Annotated in this window: 15 protein-coding genes; 8 read left to right on the top strand and 7 right to left on the bottom strand. The window is 71.6% G+C overall.

The annotated features are described in order from the left end of the window. Positions 1 to 5: 5 nt before the first annotated feature. The 4 genes from HNR16_RS14660 to HNR16_RS14645 form a co-directional block, all read right to left on the bottom strand. Positions 6 to 1670, bottom strand: coding sequence for an ABC transporter substrate-binding protein (locus HNR16_RS14660; protein ID WP_158041663.1), 1665 nt, complete (start codon positions 1668 to 1670; stop codon positions 6 to 8). 127 nt (positions 1671 to 1797) lie between these two features. Then, positions 1798 to 3249, bottom strand: a complete 1452-nt coding sequence (locus HNR16_RS14655; RefSeq protein WP_158041664.1) for an FAD-binding oxidoreductase — start codon at positions 3247 to 3249, stop codon at positions 1798 to 1800. Between the two features lie 329 nt (positions 3250 to 3578). After that, positions 3579 to 4283 carry a DJ-1/PfpI family protein gene (locus HNR16_RS14650; RefSeq protein ID WP_158041665.1) on the bottom strand — a complete coding sequence of 235 codons (705 nt, stop codon included), beginning with the start codon at positions 4281 to 4283 and terminating at the stop codon, positions 3579 to 3581. A 153-nt stretch (positions 4284 to 4436) separates the two neighbouring features. Continuing rightward, entirely contained in the window at positions 4437 to 4889 is a 453-nt protein-coding gene (locus tag HNR16_RS14645) for a nuclear transport factor 2 family protein (protein WP_158041666.1), read from the bottom strand. A 100-nt stretch (positions 4890 to 4989) separates the two neighbouring features. Between HNR16_RS14645 and HNR16_RS14640 the strand changes: the two genes are divergently transcribed. The 6 genes from HNR16_RS14640 (at position 4990) to HNR16_RS14615 (ending at position 11674) form a co-directional block, all read left to right on the top strand. Beyond that, the gene (locus HNR16_RS14640; RefSeq protein ID WP_158041667.1) at positions 4990 to 5556 is read left to right on the top strand and encodes a histidine phosphatase family protein; all 567 of its coding nucleotides are present in this window, start codon (positions 4990 to 4992) and stop codon (positions 5554 to 5556) included. Positions 5557 to 5665: 109 nt separating this feature from the next. Then, positions 5666 to 7600 (top strand): circularly permuted type 2 ATP-grasp protein, encoded by a 1935-nt coding sequence (locus HNR16_RS14635; RefSeq protein WP_225737959.1) that lies wholly within the window; start codon positions 5666 to 5668, stop codon positions 7598 to 7600. Then, positions 7594 to 8535: an alpha-E domain-containing protein gene (locus tag HNR16_RS14630; protein ID WP_158041668.1), complete on the top strand. Its 942-nt coding sequence runs from the start codon at positions 7594 to 7596 to the stop codon at positions 8533 to 8535. The genes HNR16_RS14635 and HNR16_RS14630 overlap by 7 nt, the downstream gene beginning before the upstream one ends. Continuing rightward, positions 8532 to 9380, top strand: coding sequence for a transglutaminase family protein (locus HNR16_RS14625; RefSeq protein ID WP_158041669.1), 849 nt, complete (start codon positions 8532 to 8534; stop codon positions 9378 to 9380). The genes HNR16_RS14630 and HNR16_RS14625 overlap by 4 nt, the downstream gene beginning before the upstream one ends. Positions 9381 to 9504: 124 nt before the next feature. Next, on the top strand, positions 9505 to 10398 hold the full coding sequence (locus HNR16_RS14620; RefSeq protein ID WP_179558279.1) for an alpha/beta hydrolase: 894 nt from the start codon (positions 9505 to 9507) through the stop codon (positions 10396 to 10398). Between the two features lie 223 nt (positions 10399 to 10621). Beyond that, positions 10622 to 11674 (top strand): lipoate-protein ligase LplAB, encoded by a 1053-nt coding sequence (locus HNR16_RS14615; RefSeq protein WP_158041671.1) that lies wholly within the window; start codon positions 10622 to 10624, stop codon positions 11672 to 11674. Positions 11675 to 11839: 165 nt separating this feature from the next. Here HNR16_RS14615 and HNR16_RS14610 read toward each other — a convergent pair whose 3' ends face one another. Genes HNR16_RS14610 through HNR16_RS14600 form a run of 3 tightly spaced genes read right to left on the bottom strand, consistent with a single transcriptional unit; the run spans position 11840 to position 15229 of the window. Beyond that, entirely contained in the window at positions 11840 to 13453 is a 1614-nt protein-coding gene (locus tag HNR16_RS14610) for a tripartite tricarboxylate transporter permease (RefSeq protein ID WP_158041672.1), read from the bottom strand. A 1-nt stretch (position 13454) separates the two neighbouring features. Beyond that, the gene (locus tag HNR16_RS14605; RefSeq protein WP_158041673.1) at positions 13455 to 14252 is read right to left on the bottom strand and encodes a tripartite tricarboxylate transporter TctB family protein; all 798 of its coding nucleotides are present in this window, start codon (positions 14250 to 14252) and stop codon (positions 13455 to 13457) included. Then, a complete protein-coding gene (locus HNR16_RS14600; protein ID WP_225737960.1) occupies positions 14249 to 15229 on the bottom strand; it encodes a Bug family tripartite tricarboxylate transporter substrate binding protein in 981 nt (326 codons plus the stop codon). The genes HNR16_RS14605 and HNR16_RS14600 overlap by 4 nt, the downstream gene beginning before the upstream one ends. Positions 15230 to 15340: 111 nt before the next feature. On the opposite strand from HNR16_RS14600, the gene HNR16_RS14595 reads away from it, so the two are divergent. Together HNR16_RS14595 and HNR16_RS14590 are read left to right on the top strand one after the other, a co-directional pair. Further along, positions 15341 to 17125, top strand: coding sequence for an ATP-binding protein (locus tag HNR16_RS14595; protein ID WP_158041674.1), 1785 nt, complete (start codon positions 15341 to 15343; stop codon positions 17123 to 17125). Then, positions 17122 to 17826, top strand: a complete 705-nt coding sequence (locus HNR16_RS14590; RefSeq protein ID WP_179558278.1) for a response regulator — start codon at positions 17122 to 17124, stop codon at positions 17824 to 17826. The genes HNR16_RS14595 and HNR16_RS14590 overlap by 4 nt, the downstream gene beginning before the upstream one ends. Positions 17827 to 17899: the final 73 nt, after the last annotated feature.

Raw genomic sequence — 17899 nt, 5'->3', positions numbered from 1 at the left:
CCGGGTCAGCGGTCGAGCCAGGCGGTCGCGAAGCTCGCGTACGCGAGCCCGTTGTAGGTGACGTCGTGCAGATCGGGCGTCAGCACGTAGATGCGCTGCGCGATCTGCGTGATCGGCACGAAGTAGCCCTCGTCGAGCACGTAGCCCTGGAGCTCGTCGAGCACCGGGTCGCGGTCCTCGGTGTTCGAGGCGCCCGCGACCTGCTGGGAGAGGTCGACGAGGTGCTGGTCGCTCGTGCCGAGGTGGAACCAGTCCTCGTCCCCTTCCTTCGCACCCGTCAGCACGCCCGCGACGGTGCCCGCGTCGACGAAACTGCGCGTGATCTCGTAGGCCGCGACCGAGTCGTTGCCGATCACCTTCTCGCCGTACGTCGTGACGTCGTACACCTGGATGTCGACCGCGAAGCCGAGGTCGCCGAGCTGCTGCGCGACGAGCTCGTCGACCGTCTTCGAGGCCGCGAGGTACGGGTTCGGGTAGAGGGTGAGCGCGAGCGTCTGCCCGTCCTTCGTCCGCACGCCGTCGGCGCCGGGCGTCCACCCCGCCTCGTCGAGCAGTCGCTTCGAGGTCTCGGGGTCGTAGGCGAACGAGTCGCTGTGGTCCGTCGCGCCGGGCACATTGCTCTGGATGAACGACTCCGCGGCCAGCCAGTCGTCGGTGTAGACCGTGTCGAGGATCTGCTGGCGGTCGAAGCCGTGCTGGAACGCGAGCCGCACGTTCTTGTCGTCGAACGGCGCGACCTGCGTGTTGAGCGCGTAGCCGTTCACGAACCCGAGGTAGCGGGGTGCCGCGACCGCGAAGCCGGCCTCCTTGAGGCCCGCGAGCTCCTGCGGTGCCGCGTTGTACGCGACGTCGGCCTGGTTCGACTGCACGCTCGCCGTGCGGAGCGACGGCTCCGGCACGACCTTGTAGGTGATCGAGTCGAGGTAGGCGGGGCCCGTGTGGCCGCGCGCCTCGGGGCCCCAGTTGTAGTCCTCGCGCTTCGTGATGACGACGCTGTCGCCGTCCTTCCACGACTCCACGACGAACGGGCCGCTGCCGAAGTTGTTGGCGAGGTCCGCCTGCTGCTCGGCCGTGCCCTCGAGCGACGACGGGGCGATGAGGATCGAGCCGTGGTACCCGAGCGTCGGGATGAAGCCGAGCGTCGGCGCCGAGAACGTCACCTGGACGGTGGTCGCGTCGACCGCGGTCGCGCCCGTGTAGTTCGCGGACGGGAAGAGGCCGACGCGTGGGATGCCCTGGTCCGGGAGCCCCTTGGCCCAGACGTCGAGGTTCTTCACGACCGCGTCCGCGTCGAGCGGTGAACCGTCCGAGAACGTCACACCCTCCTTGAGGTGGAGCGTGAACGACGTCGCGTCGTCCGACGCCTCCCAGCTCTCGGCGATCCAGGGGGTCACGTTGCCCTGGTCGTCGACATAGACGAGCTTGTCGGTGAGCTCGCCCCAGATGTTGCCCTGGAAGCTCGAGATGGAGCTCGAGTTCGGCACCCACGAGGTGCCGAGCGAGTCGATCTGGAAGACGAGGTCGCCGCCCTCCTTCGGCGTGCCGTCGCCGGCGCCGGCCGCGGATGCCCCGGAGCTGCAGCCCGCGACGAGGGCGATCACGGCGGCCGCGCTCAACGCGGTACCGAACAGCCGCCGCAGTCGGCGGGCGGATCGATCGGGTGTGGTCATGTGGTGTGTGCTCCTCGATGGATGCGATGGGGACGGATCGCGTCGCGGTCGTGCGCGGGCGGAGTGAGCCGACGGGCAACCGGTGCGCGAGCGCTCCGGTCGGTCGCCGGTGGAAGTGGCAGGGCGGCTAGAGCGCCGAGCCGGGATTGAGAACGCCGTCGGGGTCGAGAGCGTGCTTGATGGCCCGCTGTGCGTCGATGGCGCGCTCGGAGAACTCGAGCGGCGCGAGGTGCCGCTTGAGACTGCCGAGCCCGTGCTCGCCCGTGATCGTGCCGCCGAGGCCGATCGCGAAGCGCACGAGTTCGTCGTTCGCTGCCGCGAGCGCCGGATCGGGCACGGCCGGGTCGGCGCCCTCGGGGATCTCGAGCGACAGCACGGGGTGCAGGTTGCCGTCGCCCGCGTGCGACACGGCGCTCGCCTCGATGCCGTGGCGCGTCGCGAGCTCGTCGAGGAACGCGTACACCTCGGGGATGCGCGACTTCGGCACGGCGATGTCGCCGCCCGTGAACCAGCGGGCCCCGTCGAAGCCACGGCCCGAGCGGCGCAGCTCCCACAGGCGCGCGGCATCGGCGTCGCTCTCGACGCGCACCCGGCCGCCCGCGTCGGTGAGCGCGCGGTCGAGGTCGGCGATCTGCTCGTCGATGCCGTAGCCGTCGAGCTCGACGAGCACGAGTGATCCGCCGCGGGAGCGCAGCTCGGTGCCGCTGTGCCGGTCGATGTTCTCGAGCGAGCCGGTGTCGAAGAACTCGACGACGCTCGGTCGCACGGGGCTGCGCGTGATCGCCGCGAGCGCCGCGGCGCCCGTCGCTGTGTCGTCGAAGAACGCGGTCAACGTGCGGCGTGCGACGGGGATCGGCCGCAGCCGGACCGTCGCGCGGACGACGATGCCGAGCGTGCCCTGCGAGCCCACGAACAGCGAGCGCAGGTCGTAGCCCGCGACGCCCTTGAGCGAGTGGCGGCCGAGGGTGACGAGCGAACCGTCGGCGAGCACGACGTCGAGGGCGAGCACCGACTCGCGCGTCACGCCGTACTTCGCGCAGCGCAGGCCCCCCGCGTTCGTGGCGATGTTGCCGCCGATCGTCGAGATGTCCCAGCTCGCGGGATCGGGTGCGTAGAACAGGCCGGCGGGCTCGAGCGCGACGTTCAGATCGGCGTTGACGACGCCGGGCTCGACGACGGCGAGCTCGTCGAGCGGTGACACCTCGACGATGCGGTTCAACCGATCGGTCGACACGACGAGCTGCTCGGCCGTCGCGACCGCGCCGCCCGACAGCCCGCTCCCGGCACCGCGCGCGACGACGGCGACGCCGTGCGCGGCCGCCGCCCGGACGATCGCCTGCACCTCCACGGCGCTCGCGGGGAACGCGACCGCGGGGCCCGTCGCGCCGTCCACGGCGTTCCGGCCGATCGAGGAGCGGTCGTGCCCGTACGCGGCCGTCGCGGGCGAGGGGGCACTCAGCTCGAGGCCGGGCGTCGTCGTCGCGAGGTGGGCGAGGAGCGAGTCGAGTGCGTCACGCGTCGTGTCCCGGGGGTCGGCGACACCGACCGCGGGTGCGGGATCGGTGGTTCGGAGTGACATCGTGGCGTCCTTTCGCGTCGCAGCCGATGAGACTACGAGGGACGCTACGGTCTGCATTCCCGCCTGTCGCGCGCTCGTGTCATGGAGGCGCGATGCCGGTCATGCGCGTACACGCGCCGTCACACGGCGTCGTGGAACGCGTCGCGGACCGTCATGTTGCTCGACGTGGGGAGGACGAGGGGGTATGCCGTGCATCCGGCCGAGCGGTGGCGGGGCGGACCAGGTGCCGCAGCCGGACCGGACGGTCACGACGTCGCGCGGGCGCGGGGCTGTACCGAGGTCGAGCCGGGCCGAGCGGCGCCGACATCGGGTCGGTGGCCGCGCCCCGTTCAGGCGTCGAGCGCCGCGGCCGCGCGGTCGACGAGCGGCCCGCGGCGGGCGAGCATCGCCTCGCGGCTCGCCGTCACGAACGCGTGGTCCACATCGGGTGCGGCGGGGGAACCCGCGTCGAAGGGCGGCTGCGGGTCGTACTCGATCGCGAGCTGGATGCGTTTCGCGACGTCCTCCCCGCGCAGATCGGCGGCGAGCGTGAGCGCGAAGTCGATGCCGCTCGACACGCCCGCGCCCGTCACGACGGGCCCGTCGTGCACGACGCGCGATGCCGTCGGGATTGCCCCGAAGCGTTCGAGGAGGGGCAGCGACGCCCAGTGCGTCGTCGCGCGGCGACCCGTCAGGAGCCCCGCGGCCCCGAGCAGGAGCGAACCCGTGCACACACTCGTGACGGCGCGCGCACCCGCCGCCCGATCGCGCACGAACGCGAGCGTCTCGGCGTCGGTCAGGAGCGGATCGACGCCGTCGCCGCCGGGCACGAACAGCACGTCGGCCGGTGGGGTGTCCGCGAACGTCGTCGTCGGGAGGATGCGGAATCCGGCGTCGGTGGCAACGGGTTCGGCGTCGCGCCACGCGAGGTGGATCTCGGCGCCGGGGAGCCGGCTCAGCACCTGGACTGGCCCCGTCAGGTCGAGCTGCGTCACGTCGGGGAACACGAGCGCGACGATGCGGATCGGTTCCGATGTGCTCGGCGCGTTCGTCATGCCATGATTCTGCACCCGGGCGATGTGCGGCTCCCGTCGCGCTCGTCCGGACGTGTCACGGGCAACGGGCAACGGGCAACGGGCAACGGGTCACGGCCACGCGCCTCGGGCGACGGGCCACGGCGATGGCGACGGCCACGCCACGCGCCGGCCTCAGCCCTCGATCGGTTCGGCGAGCGCCTCCGGCACGCCCGAGTCTGCGACGATGCGCAGGGCCCTCTCGAGGGGCTGCAACTGCTCGAGCGTCTCGACCGAGACGACCTTGCCCCAGCGCAGCACGAAGAACTGGAAGATCGTGTTCTCGTAGCGGCTGCCGTCGGGCAGCGGTCCCGCGACGCTCGCGCGCATCGCGATCGTCGTGTGCCACGGCGGCCCGTTCACGACGATGTCGCGGATCGTGAACCGGAGGCCCGGCAGCAGGCGGAACACGCGCTCCCACCACGCGCGCACCGCTGCCCGACTCGTGCGGACCCCGCCGATCGCGTGCCGACCGTGGAAGCGGTACTCGAACGGGTCGCCGAGCCCGTCGAGCATGAGCTCGGCGTCCCCCGCGTTGATGTGGTCGAAGATGCGGCGCACCCGCCGACGGACGATCGCGTGATACATCGAGCCCCCAACCCTCCGGCAATATCGTTACTGATCGTAACACGTTGCTGGTGTGACGCTTCCGTGCGGTCACCGCGTCGCGCTCCGATACGGTGGCAGCATGACGACCCTCGCCCTCGTGCGCCACGGCAGGACCGAATGGAACGCCCTCAACCGCTTCCAGGGGCAGGTCGACATCCCACTCGACGACGAGGGACGCGCGCAGGCCGCGCGAACCGCCGAGGCACTCGCCTCGTTCCCCGCCACCCGCCTCGTCGCATCGCCGCTCGGGCGTGCGCAGGAGACGGCGCGCATCATCGGTGCGCGACTCGAACTCCCCGAGCCCGAGATCGTGCCCGAGGTGATCGAGCGCGGCTACGGGCCGTTCGAGGGCGCGAGCGTCTTCGAGACGCTCGCCACGCACCCCGACCACTACTACCCCGGCGCCGAGCCCGAGGAAGCGGTCGCGGAACGCGGCGCGAAGGCCCTGCGGACGCTGCTCGCCGACGAGCGGGACGCCGTGGTCGTCACCCACGGCACCCTCCTGCGGCTCGCGCTCGGGACCCTCACCGACAACCCGCACTTCCACCGGTTCGGGAACGCCGACGTCGTGCTCCTGAGCGACGACCACGACGGTTCGCCCCTGCGCGCCGAGTGGATCGTCGGGCCCACCTCGATCGACGCGTAGCCCGGACGCGCGACCCGCCGCACGGCCGCGCGACGACCGACACGCCCGGCCCGGACCCCGGTCGGGATCCGTCGAGTGTCGGAAACAATCGCCCCACTAGGCTTCCACCATGGGTGACCTCTTCGACGGCTACGGCGACGCGCTGGCGCGTCAGCACGCGGAAGCGATCGTGCCCGCGTTCGACGAGATGTTCCGGGGCACCGACCCCGACGGAGATCTCGATCCGCGGCGCGCGTACCGAGATCTCTACGACGTCCTCGCGGGCATGAACCAGGAGCAGATCCGCCATCGCTCCGACGCGCTCGCGGACTCCTACCTCGCGCAGGGCGTCACGTTCGACTTCGCGGGGGAGGAGCGGCCGTTCCCGCTCGACGTCGTCCCGCGCGTCATCGAGCGCACCGAATGGCAGAAGATCGAGGCCGGCCTCAAGCAGCGCGTCCGCGCGCTCGAGCACTTCCTCGACGACGTCTACGGCGAGCAGCGCGCCATCGCGGACGGGCTAATCCCCGCCAAGCTCATCTCCTCGTCGATCCACTACCACCGTGTCGCGAAGGGCATCCGGCCGTCCAACGGCGTGCGCATCCAGGTGTCCGGCATCGACCTCATCCGCGACGAGCACGGCGAGATGCGCGTGCTCGAGGACAACGTGCGCGTCCCCTCGGGCGTCAGCTACGTCATCTCGAACCGTCGCGCGATGGCCCAGACACTCCCCGAGCTGTTCACGCGCATGCGCGTCCTGCCCGTCGGGGACTACCCGCACCGCCTCCTCGCGGCCCTGCGCGCCTCCGCTCCCGAGGGCGTCGACGACCCGACCGTCGTCGTGCTCACGCCGGGCGTCTACAACTCCGCCTACTTCGAGCACACGCTCCTCGCCCGCCTCATGGGCGTCGAGCTCGTCGAGGGCCGCGACCTGTTCACCTCGGGTGGCCGCGTCTGGATGCGCACGACCGCCGGCCCGCGCCGCGTCGACGTCATCTACCGTCGCGTCGACGACGACTTCCTCGACCCGCTGCACTTCCGCCGCGACTCGATGCTCGGCTCGCCGGGCCTCATGACCGCCGCGCTCCAGGGCCGCGTCACCCTCGCGAACGCGGTCGGCAACGGCGTCGCCGACGACAAGCTCGTCTACACGTACATGCCCGCGCTCATCCGCTACTACCTCTCCGAGGACGCGATCATCCCGAACGTCGACACGTGGCGGCTCGAGGAGCCCGACGCGCTCGAGGAGGTGCTCGACCGGCTCGACGAGCTCGTCGTCAAGCCCGTCGACGGCTCCGGCGGCAAGGGCCTCATGATCGGCCCGAAGGCGTCGAAGCTCGAACTCGAACTCATGCGCGAACGCCTCCTCAAGGACCCGCGCGGCTGGATCGCGCAGCCCGTCGTGCAGCTCTCGACGATCCCGACCCTCGTCGACGAGGGCATGCGCCCCCGGCACGCCGACCTGCGGCCGTTCGCCGTGAACGACGGCAACGACGTGTGGGTGCTGCCCGGCGGTCTCACGCGCGTCGCGCTCCCCGAGGGGCAGCTCGTCGTCAACTCCTCGCAGGGCGGCGGCTCGAAGGACACGTGGGTCGTCGGCTCGGAGCGCAGCTTCGTGCAGACCCAATCGCAATCGCAATCGCACGGCGTCGAGGAGCTCCTCGACGACCAGACCGACGCGAGCGACACGGCCCACCCCGCGACGGGTGTCCTGCGCATCATCCCGCCGAAGTCGGACCCCGTCGACGAGTCCTCGCGACGGCGCGACGACGCGCGCGGCGAGGCGACGGGCGACCGGCACCGGTCCGAGCCCGAGCGGCCCGCACCCCTGCGCGCCGAGCAGGCCTACGTGAGCGATCCCGCCGTCACGCGTCCCGCGCCGCGGCACGCGCATCCGCCCGGCGAACGCGCTCCGGGCGAACGCGCCCCGGGCGACGCCGCGGGCGTCGCGCGCCAGGACCAGTCGCCGCCCGACGGGCCACCACCCGGCGTCGTCGACCAGCAGGAACAGCAGCAACAGGCCACGACGTGCGCCGCCGCCGGATCGGAGGAGACGCCATGCTGAGCCGCATCGCCGAATCGCTGTTCTGGATCGGCCGCTACATCGAGCGTGCGGACGGGACGGCGCGCATCCTCGACGTGCACCTCCAACTCCTCCTCGAGGACCCCTGGGTCGACGAGGCGACCGCCTGCCGCTCCCTCCTGAGCGTCATGGGCGCCGCCGACGTACAGCCCGAGCGCGAGCTCAACCGCACCGACGTGTTCAACCTCATGGCCGTCGACCGCTCGCAGTCCTCCTCCATCGCACACTCCGTCAACGCCGCACGCGAGAACGCGCGGCGCGCCCGCGAGATCGTGTCGAGCGAGCTCTGGGAGTGCCTCAACGCGACGTACTCGCGCATGCCGTTCGGCGTCCGCCAGGAGAAGGTGCACGAATTGTTCGCGTGGGTGCGCGAGCGCAGCGCCCTCGCGATGGGCATCGTCGACTCGGGATCGAGCCGCGACGACGCCTACCAGTTCATGCTTCTCGGTCGCTCCCTCGAACGCGCCGACATGACCGCGCGCCTGCTCGCGACGCGCTCGCTCACCGAGGCGTCCGGCGCGTCGTGGACGACGATCCTCCGCTCCTGCGGCGCGTACGAGGCCTACCTGCGCACGTACCGCGGCATGCCCTCGGCGGCGAACGCGGCCGAGTTCCTCCTGCTCGACCGGCTCTTCCCGCGCTCGATCATGTTCTCGGTCTCGACGGCGCTCCGGTGCCTCTACGACCTGCAGCCGAGGCACGAGCGACAGGACCGGATCGGCAACACCGACCAGGCCCAGCGACTGCTCGGGCACATCCGCAGCGACTTCGAGTACCGGCCGATCAGCGACACGCTCACCGATCTGCCGCTGTTCATGGAGGGGGTTCAGCGCGCCGTGTCCGAGGCGTCCGAGTCGATCCGCGAACGCTACTTCCCCTCGATCACCGCTTCGAGCTGGGTGGGAGAACTGACATGAGCCGCATCCGCATCCGTCACTCGACGGGCTTCCGCTACGAGGGTGACGTGCACACGTCCTACAACGAGGCGCGCATGCTGCCCGCCGCGGCGAACGGGCAGTACGTCCTGTACTCGCACCTCGACGTGCTCCCGTCGACGTCGACCCACAGCTACATCGACTACTGGGGAACGAAGGTCACGGCCTTCGACGTGCTGAGTGGTCACCACGAGCTCTCGCTCACCGCGGCGAGCCTCGTCGAGGTCACGCCGCGCGGGCCACGGCTGGACGCCGCGCTCGACTGGCACGGCATCGACGCAGCGCGGGAGCGTTCCGTCGACCTCGTCGAACAGACCGAACAGACCTTGCTCACGACGCCGCCCGCCGAGGTCGTCGCGATCGCGCTCGATGCGCGCGCCCGCACCTCGAGCCCCGACGCCGCTGCCGCCGAGATCCTCTCGACCGTGCACCACTCCGTCGAGTTCGAGGCCGGGGTCACGGGCGTGCGCACGACCGCCGAGGAGGCATGGGTCGAGCGGCGCGGCGTGTGTCAGGACATCTCACACATCGCGCTCGGAGCACTGCGTGCCGTGGGCATCCCGTCGAGGTACGTCTCGGGGTACCTGCACCCGCAGCCCGACGCTCCCCTCGGGCAAACGGTCGACGGCGAGTCGCACGCGTGGGTCGAGTACTGGGACGGCGCATGGCGTGGCTGGGACCCCACGAACGACGTCGAGATCGGCGAGCGTCACGTGCTCGTCGGTCACGGCCGCGACTACAACGATGTGCCGCCGCTGCGCGGCGTGTACGCGGGACTGTTCTCGTCCGAGATGTTCGTCAAGGTCGAGATCACGCGGGAGGCGTGAGCGTGAACGCCGGCGTTCGCGTGCCGTGCGATGCGTCGGGCGCGGGGCGGCGAGGCGCGGCTCGCGCTCCGGTTCCCGTCGGGAACCGTCGCCCGGCGCGGCCGCAGGACCCGGTGGTGCGGTCGTGACCGGCACCGTGATCCCGGAGCCCGAGGACGGGCACGCGATCGAGGAGATCTCGGTCCTCGGTCCGCGCGGCCGGTCGATCCCCGTCGTCCTGCACTCGTGGCCCGTCGAGTCGCCCCGCGCGGTCGTGCACATCGCGCACGGCGCGGGCGAGCACGCCGGCCGCTACGCGGCGCTCGCCGCCGATCTCAATGCGGCGGGGTACGCCGTGACCGCCGACGACCACCTCGGCCACGGCCGCACCGGTCGCGCCGGTGACAGCTACGGGCGTCTCGGCGAGGGGCAGAACCGGACGGCGCTCGACGCGCTCGTACAGGTCGTCGAGGAGGTCCGGCACCGCGACCAGGGCCTGCCGCTCGTCCTCTTCGGACACAGCTGGGGCTCGCTGCTCGCACAGCAACTGCTCGCTCGTCGGAGCCGGCTGCTCGACGCGCTCGTGCTCTCGGGCACGACCCTCGCGGTGCCCGGCTACCTGAACGGCGGCGACCTCGACGGCGCGTTCCAGCCGGACTCCTCGGGTGTGCAGTGGCTCTCGCGCGACCCGGAGGTGCAGGCGGCGTTCATCACCGATCCGCTCACGTTCGACATCGGCGCGGATCCGGTGTGGAACACGCTCGGCAAGCTGCAGCTCCTGCATCTGCCGCCGTCGTCGTGGTCGGCGCGGGTCGATGACGTGCCCGTGCTCGTGATGGGTGGTTCGGAGGACTCGATCGGCTTCGGAGCGCGCGGCCCGCGGGCGCTCGCGCGCGTCTATCGGCGCCGCACCGGCCTGAGCGATGTGACGCACATCGTCTACGAGGGCGCGCGGCACGAGATCGTGAACGAGACGAACCGTGACGAGGTCGTCGCCGACCTCGTCCACTGGCTCGACACCCGCTTCCCCCGACGCTGACCCCTGCCCTGCCCTGCCCTCGCCCCGCACTGACCCTGACGATCGCCCTCACCTGACGATCGGAGTTCCGGGTGGTTTTCGGGGTTCCGGGGCACCCGGAACCCCGAAAACCACCCGGAACTCGGGCCCGGTGCCGGAACGGTCGGTGGTACCGTCGGCGCGGCGGTGCGTCCCGCCCGCCTCGGTGACGAGCCGGGAGCCATCCCGGGAAGGCGGTTTTCCTGTGCACGGAGAGTTCAAGGTCCCGGGCGGCAAGCTCGTGGTGGTCGACGTCGACGCGGTCGACGGCATCCTCACGAACACGCGCGTGGCGGGCGACTTCTTCCTCGAGCCCGACGAGGCGCTCGACGACATCAACGCTGCCGTCGACGGCCTTCCGCTCGAGTCGACCGCGGAGGAGATCGCGGCCGCCGTCACCGCGGGGCTGCGGCCCGACGCGCACCTGCTCGGCTTCTCACCCGAGGCGATCGGCGTCGTCGTGCGGCGCGCGACGACGCGGGCGCGCGATTGGCGCGAGCTCGACTGGCAGATCCTCGAGACGGGCCCGCTCGAGCCACGCGTGCACGTCGCACTCGACCAGGTGCTCACGGAGGAGGTCGGCGCGGGTCGGCGCAAGCCGACGCTGCGGTTCTGGCGCGATTGGGACCGGACGGCGGTCATCATCGGTTCGTTCCAGTCGGTGCGCAACGAGGTCGACCTCGAGAACGCCGAGAAGTACGACGTCGACGTCATCCGGCGCATCACCGGTGGCGGGGCGATGTTCATGGAGGCGGGATCGATCGTGACGTACTCGCTCTACGTCCCCGCCGAGCTCGTGCAGGGCATGTCGTTCGCCGAGTCGTACGCGTTCCTCGACGAGTGGGTGCTCGACGGGCTCCACTCGATCGGGGTCGATGCGGTGTACCAGCCACTCAACGACATCGCCTCACCGTCCGGCAAGATCGGCGGCGCGGCCCAGAAGCGGCTCGGCTCCGGTGCCGTGCTGCACCACGCGACGCTCAGCTACGACATCGACGCGGATCGCATGGTCGAGGTGTTGCGCATCGGCCGCGAGAAGCTGAGCGACAAGGGCACGACGTCGGCGAAGAAGCGCGTGAGCCCGCTGAAGACACAGACGGGCCTACCGCGTGAGGAGATCATCGACCGGCTCGAGGCGACGTTCGTCTCGGAGCACGGCGGGACCCGCGTGCACGCGACGGACGAGGAGCTCGCGCGGGCACGCGAACTCGCGGACTCGAAGTTCGCATCGAAGGAGTGGACGTTCCGCGTCCCCTGACCCTGCCCCTGCCCCAGCCGCGCGACCCACCCGGCGCGGACGACGCAGGAAGAAAGCCGGGTTGTTGCTACCGGGCCCCGGGCCCGGTAGCAACAACCCGGCTTTTTTCGTCGCGCGTGACTCGGGTTCCGTCGTCGTCGCCTCGCGGTCGCGGTCGTTGTGCGGTCAGGGGGTCGTGTCGCGTGGGGGCACCCGTTCGGCGGCGGGTGCGGTCGCCGACGGCGTGACCGGCACGTCGGTCGTGTCCTCGCCGGCCGGGGCGTTCGCCGCGGCTGTCGCCGAGCGGCGACGGTTGCGCACGTGCTGCACGACCGACACGATCGCGACGACCACGAGCACCAGGTAGAGCGTGATCGTGAACGGACTCGACACGAGGGCCGCCGGATCGCCCTCCGACACGGCGAGCGCGCGGCGCAACTCCGTCTCGGCGAGCGGCCCGAGAACGACCGCGATCATGACCGGCGCGAGCGGCACCCGGAAGCGCCGCATGAGCAGACCGACGAGGCCGATCGCGACGAGCGCCCACACGTCGACGACCGACGATCCCATCGCGTAGACGCCGAGCACCGAGAGCAGCGCGATCCCCGCATAGAGGTAGTGCTTCGGGATCAGCAGCAGCTTCGCCCAGAGCGACGCGAACCCGAGGTTCAGCACGAGCAGCGCGACGAGGCCGAGGAACAGCGACGCGATGAGCGTCCACACGAGATCGGGGGTCTTCGTGAAGAGCAGCGGCCCGGGTTGCAGCCCGTACTGCTGGAACGCCGCGAGCATGATCGCCGCCGTCGCCGATGTCGGCAGCCCCAGCGCGAGGAGCGCGCCCATCGCCGTTCCCGCCGTCGCGTTCCCCGCGGCCTCGGGCGCGGCGAGGCCACGGATGCTGCCGGTCGTCCCGAAGTTCGCGTCGCCCCGGCGCTTCGCGAGGCGCTTCTCCGTGCCGTAGGCGAGGAACGTCGGCACCTCGGCGCCGCCCGCGGGGATGATGCCGAACGGCAGACCGAACGCCGTCCCGCGGAGCCACGCGGGCGCCGCGCGCCGGAAGTCGTCGCGCGAGAGTCGGGCGCGGCCCTGCGTGATGACCTCCATCGAGCCGTCCTCACGATGGATGCGGGACGCGACCGAGAAGACCTCGCCGAGCGCGAGCAATCCGACCGTGATGACGACGATCGACAGGCCGTCGAACAGTTGTGGCAGCCCGAACGTGAACCGCTCGGTGCCCGACGGGCCGTCGATGCCGATGAGCATGAGCGCGAGCCCGACGGCGAGCGACAGGAGTCCACGCACGATCGACTCGGACACGACGGAGCTCACGGCGAGGAACGCGAACACGGCGAGGGCGAAGTACTCGGCGGGCCCGAACATCGTCGCCATCCGCACGAGCAGCGGCATCGCGAACACGGTCACGGTCGTCGCGAGCAGACCACCGAAGAACGCGCCGAGCGCGGCCGTCGCGAGCGCCTTCCCGGCGCGCCCGCTGCGGGCCATGCGGTTGCCCTCGAAGGAGGAGGCGATCGCCGTCGAATTGCCGGGGGTATTGAGGAGGATACCCGCGGTCGAGTCGCCGAACAGGCCGCCGAAGTAGATGCCCGCGAACATGATGAACGCGGCCGTCGGGTCGAGGCTGAACGTGATCGGGAGCAGGAGCGCGACGGCCATGGAGGAGCCGAGGCCGGGGAGGACGCCGACCGCGGTACCGAGTACGGCGCCGATGAGCACCCAGAGCAGGTTGATGGGCGTGAGCGCGCCCGCGAAGCCCTCGAGGAGCAGGGTGAGCTGGTCCATGTCAGAAGATCCGTCCGATGAAGCCGGCGGGCAGTGTGAGCCCGAGTCCGGCACTGAAGGCGAGCTGCACGAGGGAGCTCATGAGGAGGGCGACGCCGATGTCGAACACCGGCCTCGTGCTGCCGAGCGCGTACGAGATGACCCAGAACAGCAGGGCGGCGCTGAGCACCCACCCGACGGGATCGAGCAGCACGGCGAACGCGACGACGGCGGCGAGCACGAGCCCGAACGTGCGCCAGTCGAAGGAGTTCGGATCGGCGTTCGCGGTCGTCCCGCGTGCGCCGCGGACGCCGCGCCGGCCACGCGGCCGGTGGTGCGCTTCGAGCGCGATGACCTCGGTGTTGGTGCCGGAGACGTCGGCGAGGAGGTCCTCGGACACGTCGGGGCGGTGCCACACCTCGGGCTCGTCGCGGCGGGGGAGCAGGTTGACGACCGTGATCCAGCCGCCCGTCCCGGCGAGGAGCAGGATCACGATGACGGGGAAGAACTGCGGTCCCGGTTGCTGGTCGCCGCGGACGTGCATCGTGACGGTGCCGATCGTGAGGAGCGTGGCACCGACGAGCGCGAGCAGGCCGATGGAGAGTTCGCCCCGGCCTCGCCACCAGGAACCCGTCGCGGCTCGCGTCGTCGTGGCGGTGTCGGCGGGCGTCGCGGATTCCACGGGCTTCGCGGTCTCGGGCGTCGCGGTCTCAGGCGTCGCGGTCTCCGGCGTCGCGGTCTCGGTCGTCGCGGCGGGCGCACCGCGCGGCGGTTCGTCCTGCCCGGTGGCGCCGGTCCCGGCGTCGGTCGTGTCGTTCACTTTTCCAGCCCTTCGAAGATCTCGTCCGCCTCGGCCTGCTGCTCCGTGAGGTAGTCCGCGAAGCCGGGCCCGGTGAGGAACGAGTCGGTCCACTTGTTGCGACGGATGACGTCCTGCCACGCGGCGGAGCCCTCGAGCTCCGTCGCGATGGCGACGAGTTCGGCGGTCTGCTCGGGCGTGAGGCCGGGTGGCGCGACGAGCCCGCGCCAGTTCGACATCGTGAGGTCGACCCCCTGCTCGACGAACGTGGGCACGTCGACGCCGGGAACGCGTTCGGCGGAGGAGACCGCGAGGACGCGGAGCTGGCCCGCCTCGACCTGCCCGGCGATCTCGTTGTAGCCGGAGACCCCGCCGGTCGTCGTGTGCGACAGCATCGCGGAGAGCGCCTCGCCGCCGCCCGAGTACGGGATGTAGTTGGCGTCCGCGGGGTCGAGCCCGATCTTCTCGGCGAGCACGAGCGTGAGCAGGTGGTCGATCGAGCCGAGCGAGCCGCCCGCCAGCGAGGTACCGGTCGGGTTCGCGCGCCACGCCTCGATGAAGTCGTCGAGGGTCTCGATGGGCGAGTCGGCCGGGACGACGATCGCGGCGAAGTCGTCGGCCATGCGGGCGATGGGCGTCACGTCGGCGAGCGACTCGGGGGTGTCGCCCTGGGCGATCGCACCGATCATGACGCCACCGGTGACCATGAGGATGTCGTCCCGCCCCGTCATACCGACGAGCTGCGAGAGGCCGATCGTGCCGCCCGCGCCGGGGACGTTCACGACCTGCACGTTGTTGACGACGCCCTCGGAGCGGAGCGCGGTCTGCGCCTCGCGGGCGAATCCGTCCCACCCGCCGCCCGGCGACGCGGGCGCCATGAGGGTGAGTTTGTTGCGGACGGTTGAGGTGCCGCCCGTCGCGGCCGCATTCGCGAACGCGAGACCGGTGACGAGCGCGACCACCACGGTGAACAGGACGGTGCGTACTATTTGACTCACGGAATCAGACCCTTACGACGTTGTAGGAGATCGAGTGGGGCACCACGGTACGTCCCGCCGATCGCGTCGGCGTTGTTCTGCACATAGCTCGGCATATTGGACATTTCGAACGTGACGGCGCCGATCGGCGCCGATCCCGACCCCGCGCGGGCGAGCGCCGGATCGGTCGCTCGAGCGCGCCGTGCGGGGCCCGGGGCAGATCGTGTCGGCGGGTCGGCGGCGGGTTCGTCCCGCGTCGAGCCGCGCGGACGGCGCGACGTCCCCGACGGCGCACGTGCCCCCGGTCGTCGCGTGCCGCACGTCGTCCGCAACGCCTACCGACGGTGGGCGAGGCGCCGTGGGTTCGGCCTGTTCGCCGTGCAGGTCGGCGTCATCACGCTCGTGGCACTCGTCGCGGCGGGCATCGCGGTCGCGGTGCAGGCCGCGCAGGTGCGGGAGGCCGCGGAGGAGCGTGTCGTCGTGCTCGCGCGCACCGTCGCGTCGCTCCCGGTCGTCGCCGAGGCGCTGCGGTCCGACGACCCGTCGGCCGTCATCCAGCCCGTGACGTCGGCGATGGAGCAGGCTTCGGGTGCCGAGTACATCGCGGTCGTCGACATGGACGGGATCCGGGTCGCGCACCCGCAACCCGAGCTCGTCGGCCAGCCGGTCTCGAGCGATCACTCGGCGATCCGGGCGGGCGAGGAGTTCTCCGGGGCCGAGCAGGGGCCGATGGGGGTGACCCTGCGAGCGAAGGTTCCCGTCCGGGCGGTTGACGGGGAGATCGTCGGGACGGTCTCGGTGGGCATCCTGCTGAGCGCCGTGCAGCGCGAGGTCGCCGTGAGTGCCGCGCAGATCGCGGTGCCGGCGCTCGCGGCGGTGCTGCTCGGCACGTTCGTGGCCTGGCGGGTCACGGCCGGGCTGCGGCGTCGGTTGTTCGGGGTCGAGCCCGACGAGATGCTCGCACTCGTCCAGTCCCGCCAGGCGATGACCGACGGCGTCCAGGACGGTTTCGTCGGCGTCGACGCGAACGGCCGGATCGCGTTCGTGAACCCGGGTGCGCAGCGGCTCCTGGGGGTTACGGGTTCGCTCACGGGTGACGAGGCGGCGAGCGTGTTGCCCGCCGAGATCGCGGCGTTCCTCGCCGACGGATCGGGGCGGGCGACGCGGCAATTGCGTTCGCGTGGCCGTACGCTCGTCGCGACGAGGTCGACGGCGGTCGCCGACGGGCGGGAGGTCGGCGCGATGCTCGTGCTGCAGGATCGCAGCGAACTCGAGTCGATGCTTCGCACCCTGGAGGACGAACGGCGTCGCTCGCGGTCGCTCCGTGCGGAGGCGCACGATTTCGACAATCGCATGCACGTCGTGGCGGGCCTCCTCGGGCTCGGGGAGCTCGACGACGCGAGGGCGTACCTCGCCGGCCTGCCGCGGGCCGAGCGGCCGGGCGCCGCGGCCGAGTGGTCGCGCATCGGCTCGCCGCTCGTCGCCGCACTCCTCGCGTCGCGTCGCGCGCAGGCCGAGGCCGCCGGGGTCGTGCTCGCGCTCGCCGAGGACAGCGTGGTCGACGGGGCGTTCGTGTGCGATGCGGCCGCGGTGACGGTGCTCGGCAACCTCGTGTCGAACGCGATCGAGGCCGCGTCCGCACGGGTCGAGGTGTACGTCTCGGGTGACGCGCACGGGCTCGAGCTCGTCGTCGACGACGACGGGGACGGCGTCCCGGCCGCCGACGCGCAGCGCATCTTCGAGCGGGGCACGACCTCGAAGCGTGCCGACCCGTGGCGACACGGGATCGGGCTCGACGTCGTGCGCGGGTTCGTGCTCGAGCGGGGTGGGGAGCTCTCGGTCACGACCGCGGAGCTCGGTGGCGCGAGGTTCTCGGTGGTCCTGCCGAGCGCACCGACGTCGGCGGTGTCGTCGTGAGCGCGGACTTCCGGGTGCTCGTCGTGGAGGACGATTTCGCGGTCGCCCGCCTGCACCGCCGCTATCTCGATGCGATCGGTGGCTTCGAGATCGTCGACTCGGTACTCACGATCGCCGACGCCGAGCGTGCGCTCGCACACACGGCCGTCGATCTCGTGCTGCTCGACATGTTCCTGCCCGACGCGACCGGTATCGATCTGCTGCGGCGGGTGCGTTCGGCGGCGTCGACCCCGCTCGACGTCATCATGGTGACCGCCGCGCCGGAGCCGGAGCTCGTGCGGCAGGCCCTCGAACTCGGCGTCGTCGACTACCTCCTGAAGCCGTTCCGGCCCGAGGAGTTCGAGCTCCGCCTGCGCCGGTACGCACAGCGTCGATCGCGCGCGGACGCGCTCGCCGCCGCGGCTCTGAGCCAGGCCCAGATCGACGCACTGCAGGGACGGCATCCGGCGCCCACGCAGACGGCGTCGCTCCCGAAGGGGCTCTCGCGGACGACCGCGGCGCTCGTTCGCGACGAGCTGCGGCGGCTCGACGGGCCGGTCACCGCGGCCGAGCTCGGCGAGCTCATGGGGATGTCGCGGGTCAGCGCGCGGCGCTACCTCGAGTACTTCGCGGGGCGGGATCGCGTCGAGGTGCGGCCGAAGTACGGCGATGCGGGGCGCCCGCAGCACCTGTACCGGTGGGTCGGCGGGGACGAACTCTGACGCGGCCGTCGCCCCCGGTGCCGGCGGACGTCCGTTCTGGTCGCGCCCGCGCACACTACGTCCAATACGACCG

This window comes from Pseudoclavibacter chungangensis, assembly GCF_013410545.1.
Lineage (GTDB): Bacteria > Actinomycetota > Actinomycetes > Actinomycetales > Microbacteriaceae > Pseudoclavibacter > Pseudoclavibacter chungangensis.
The sequence above is the reverse complement of the archived record's forward strand: the minus strand, read 5'-3'. Positions and strand labels throughout refer to the sequence as shown.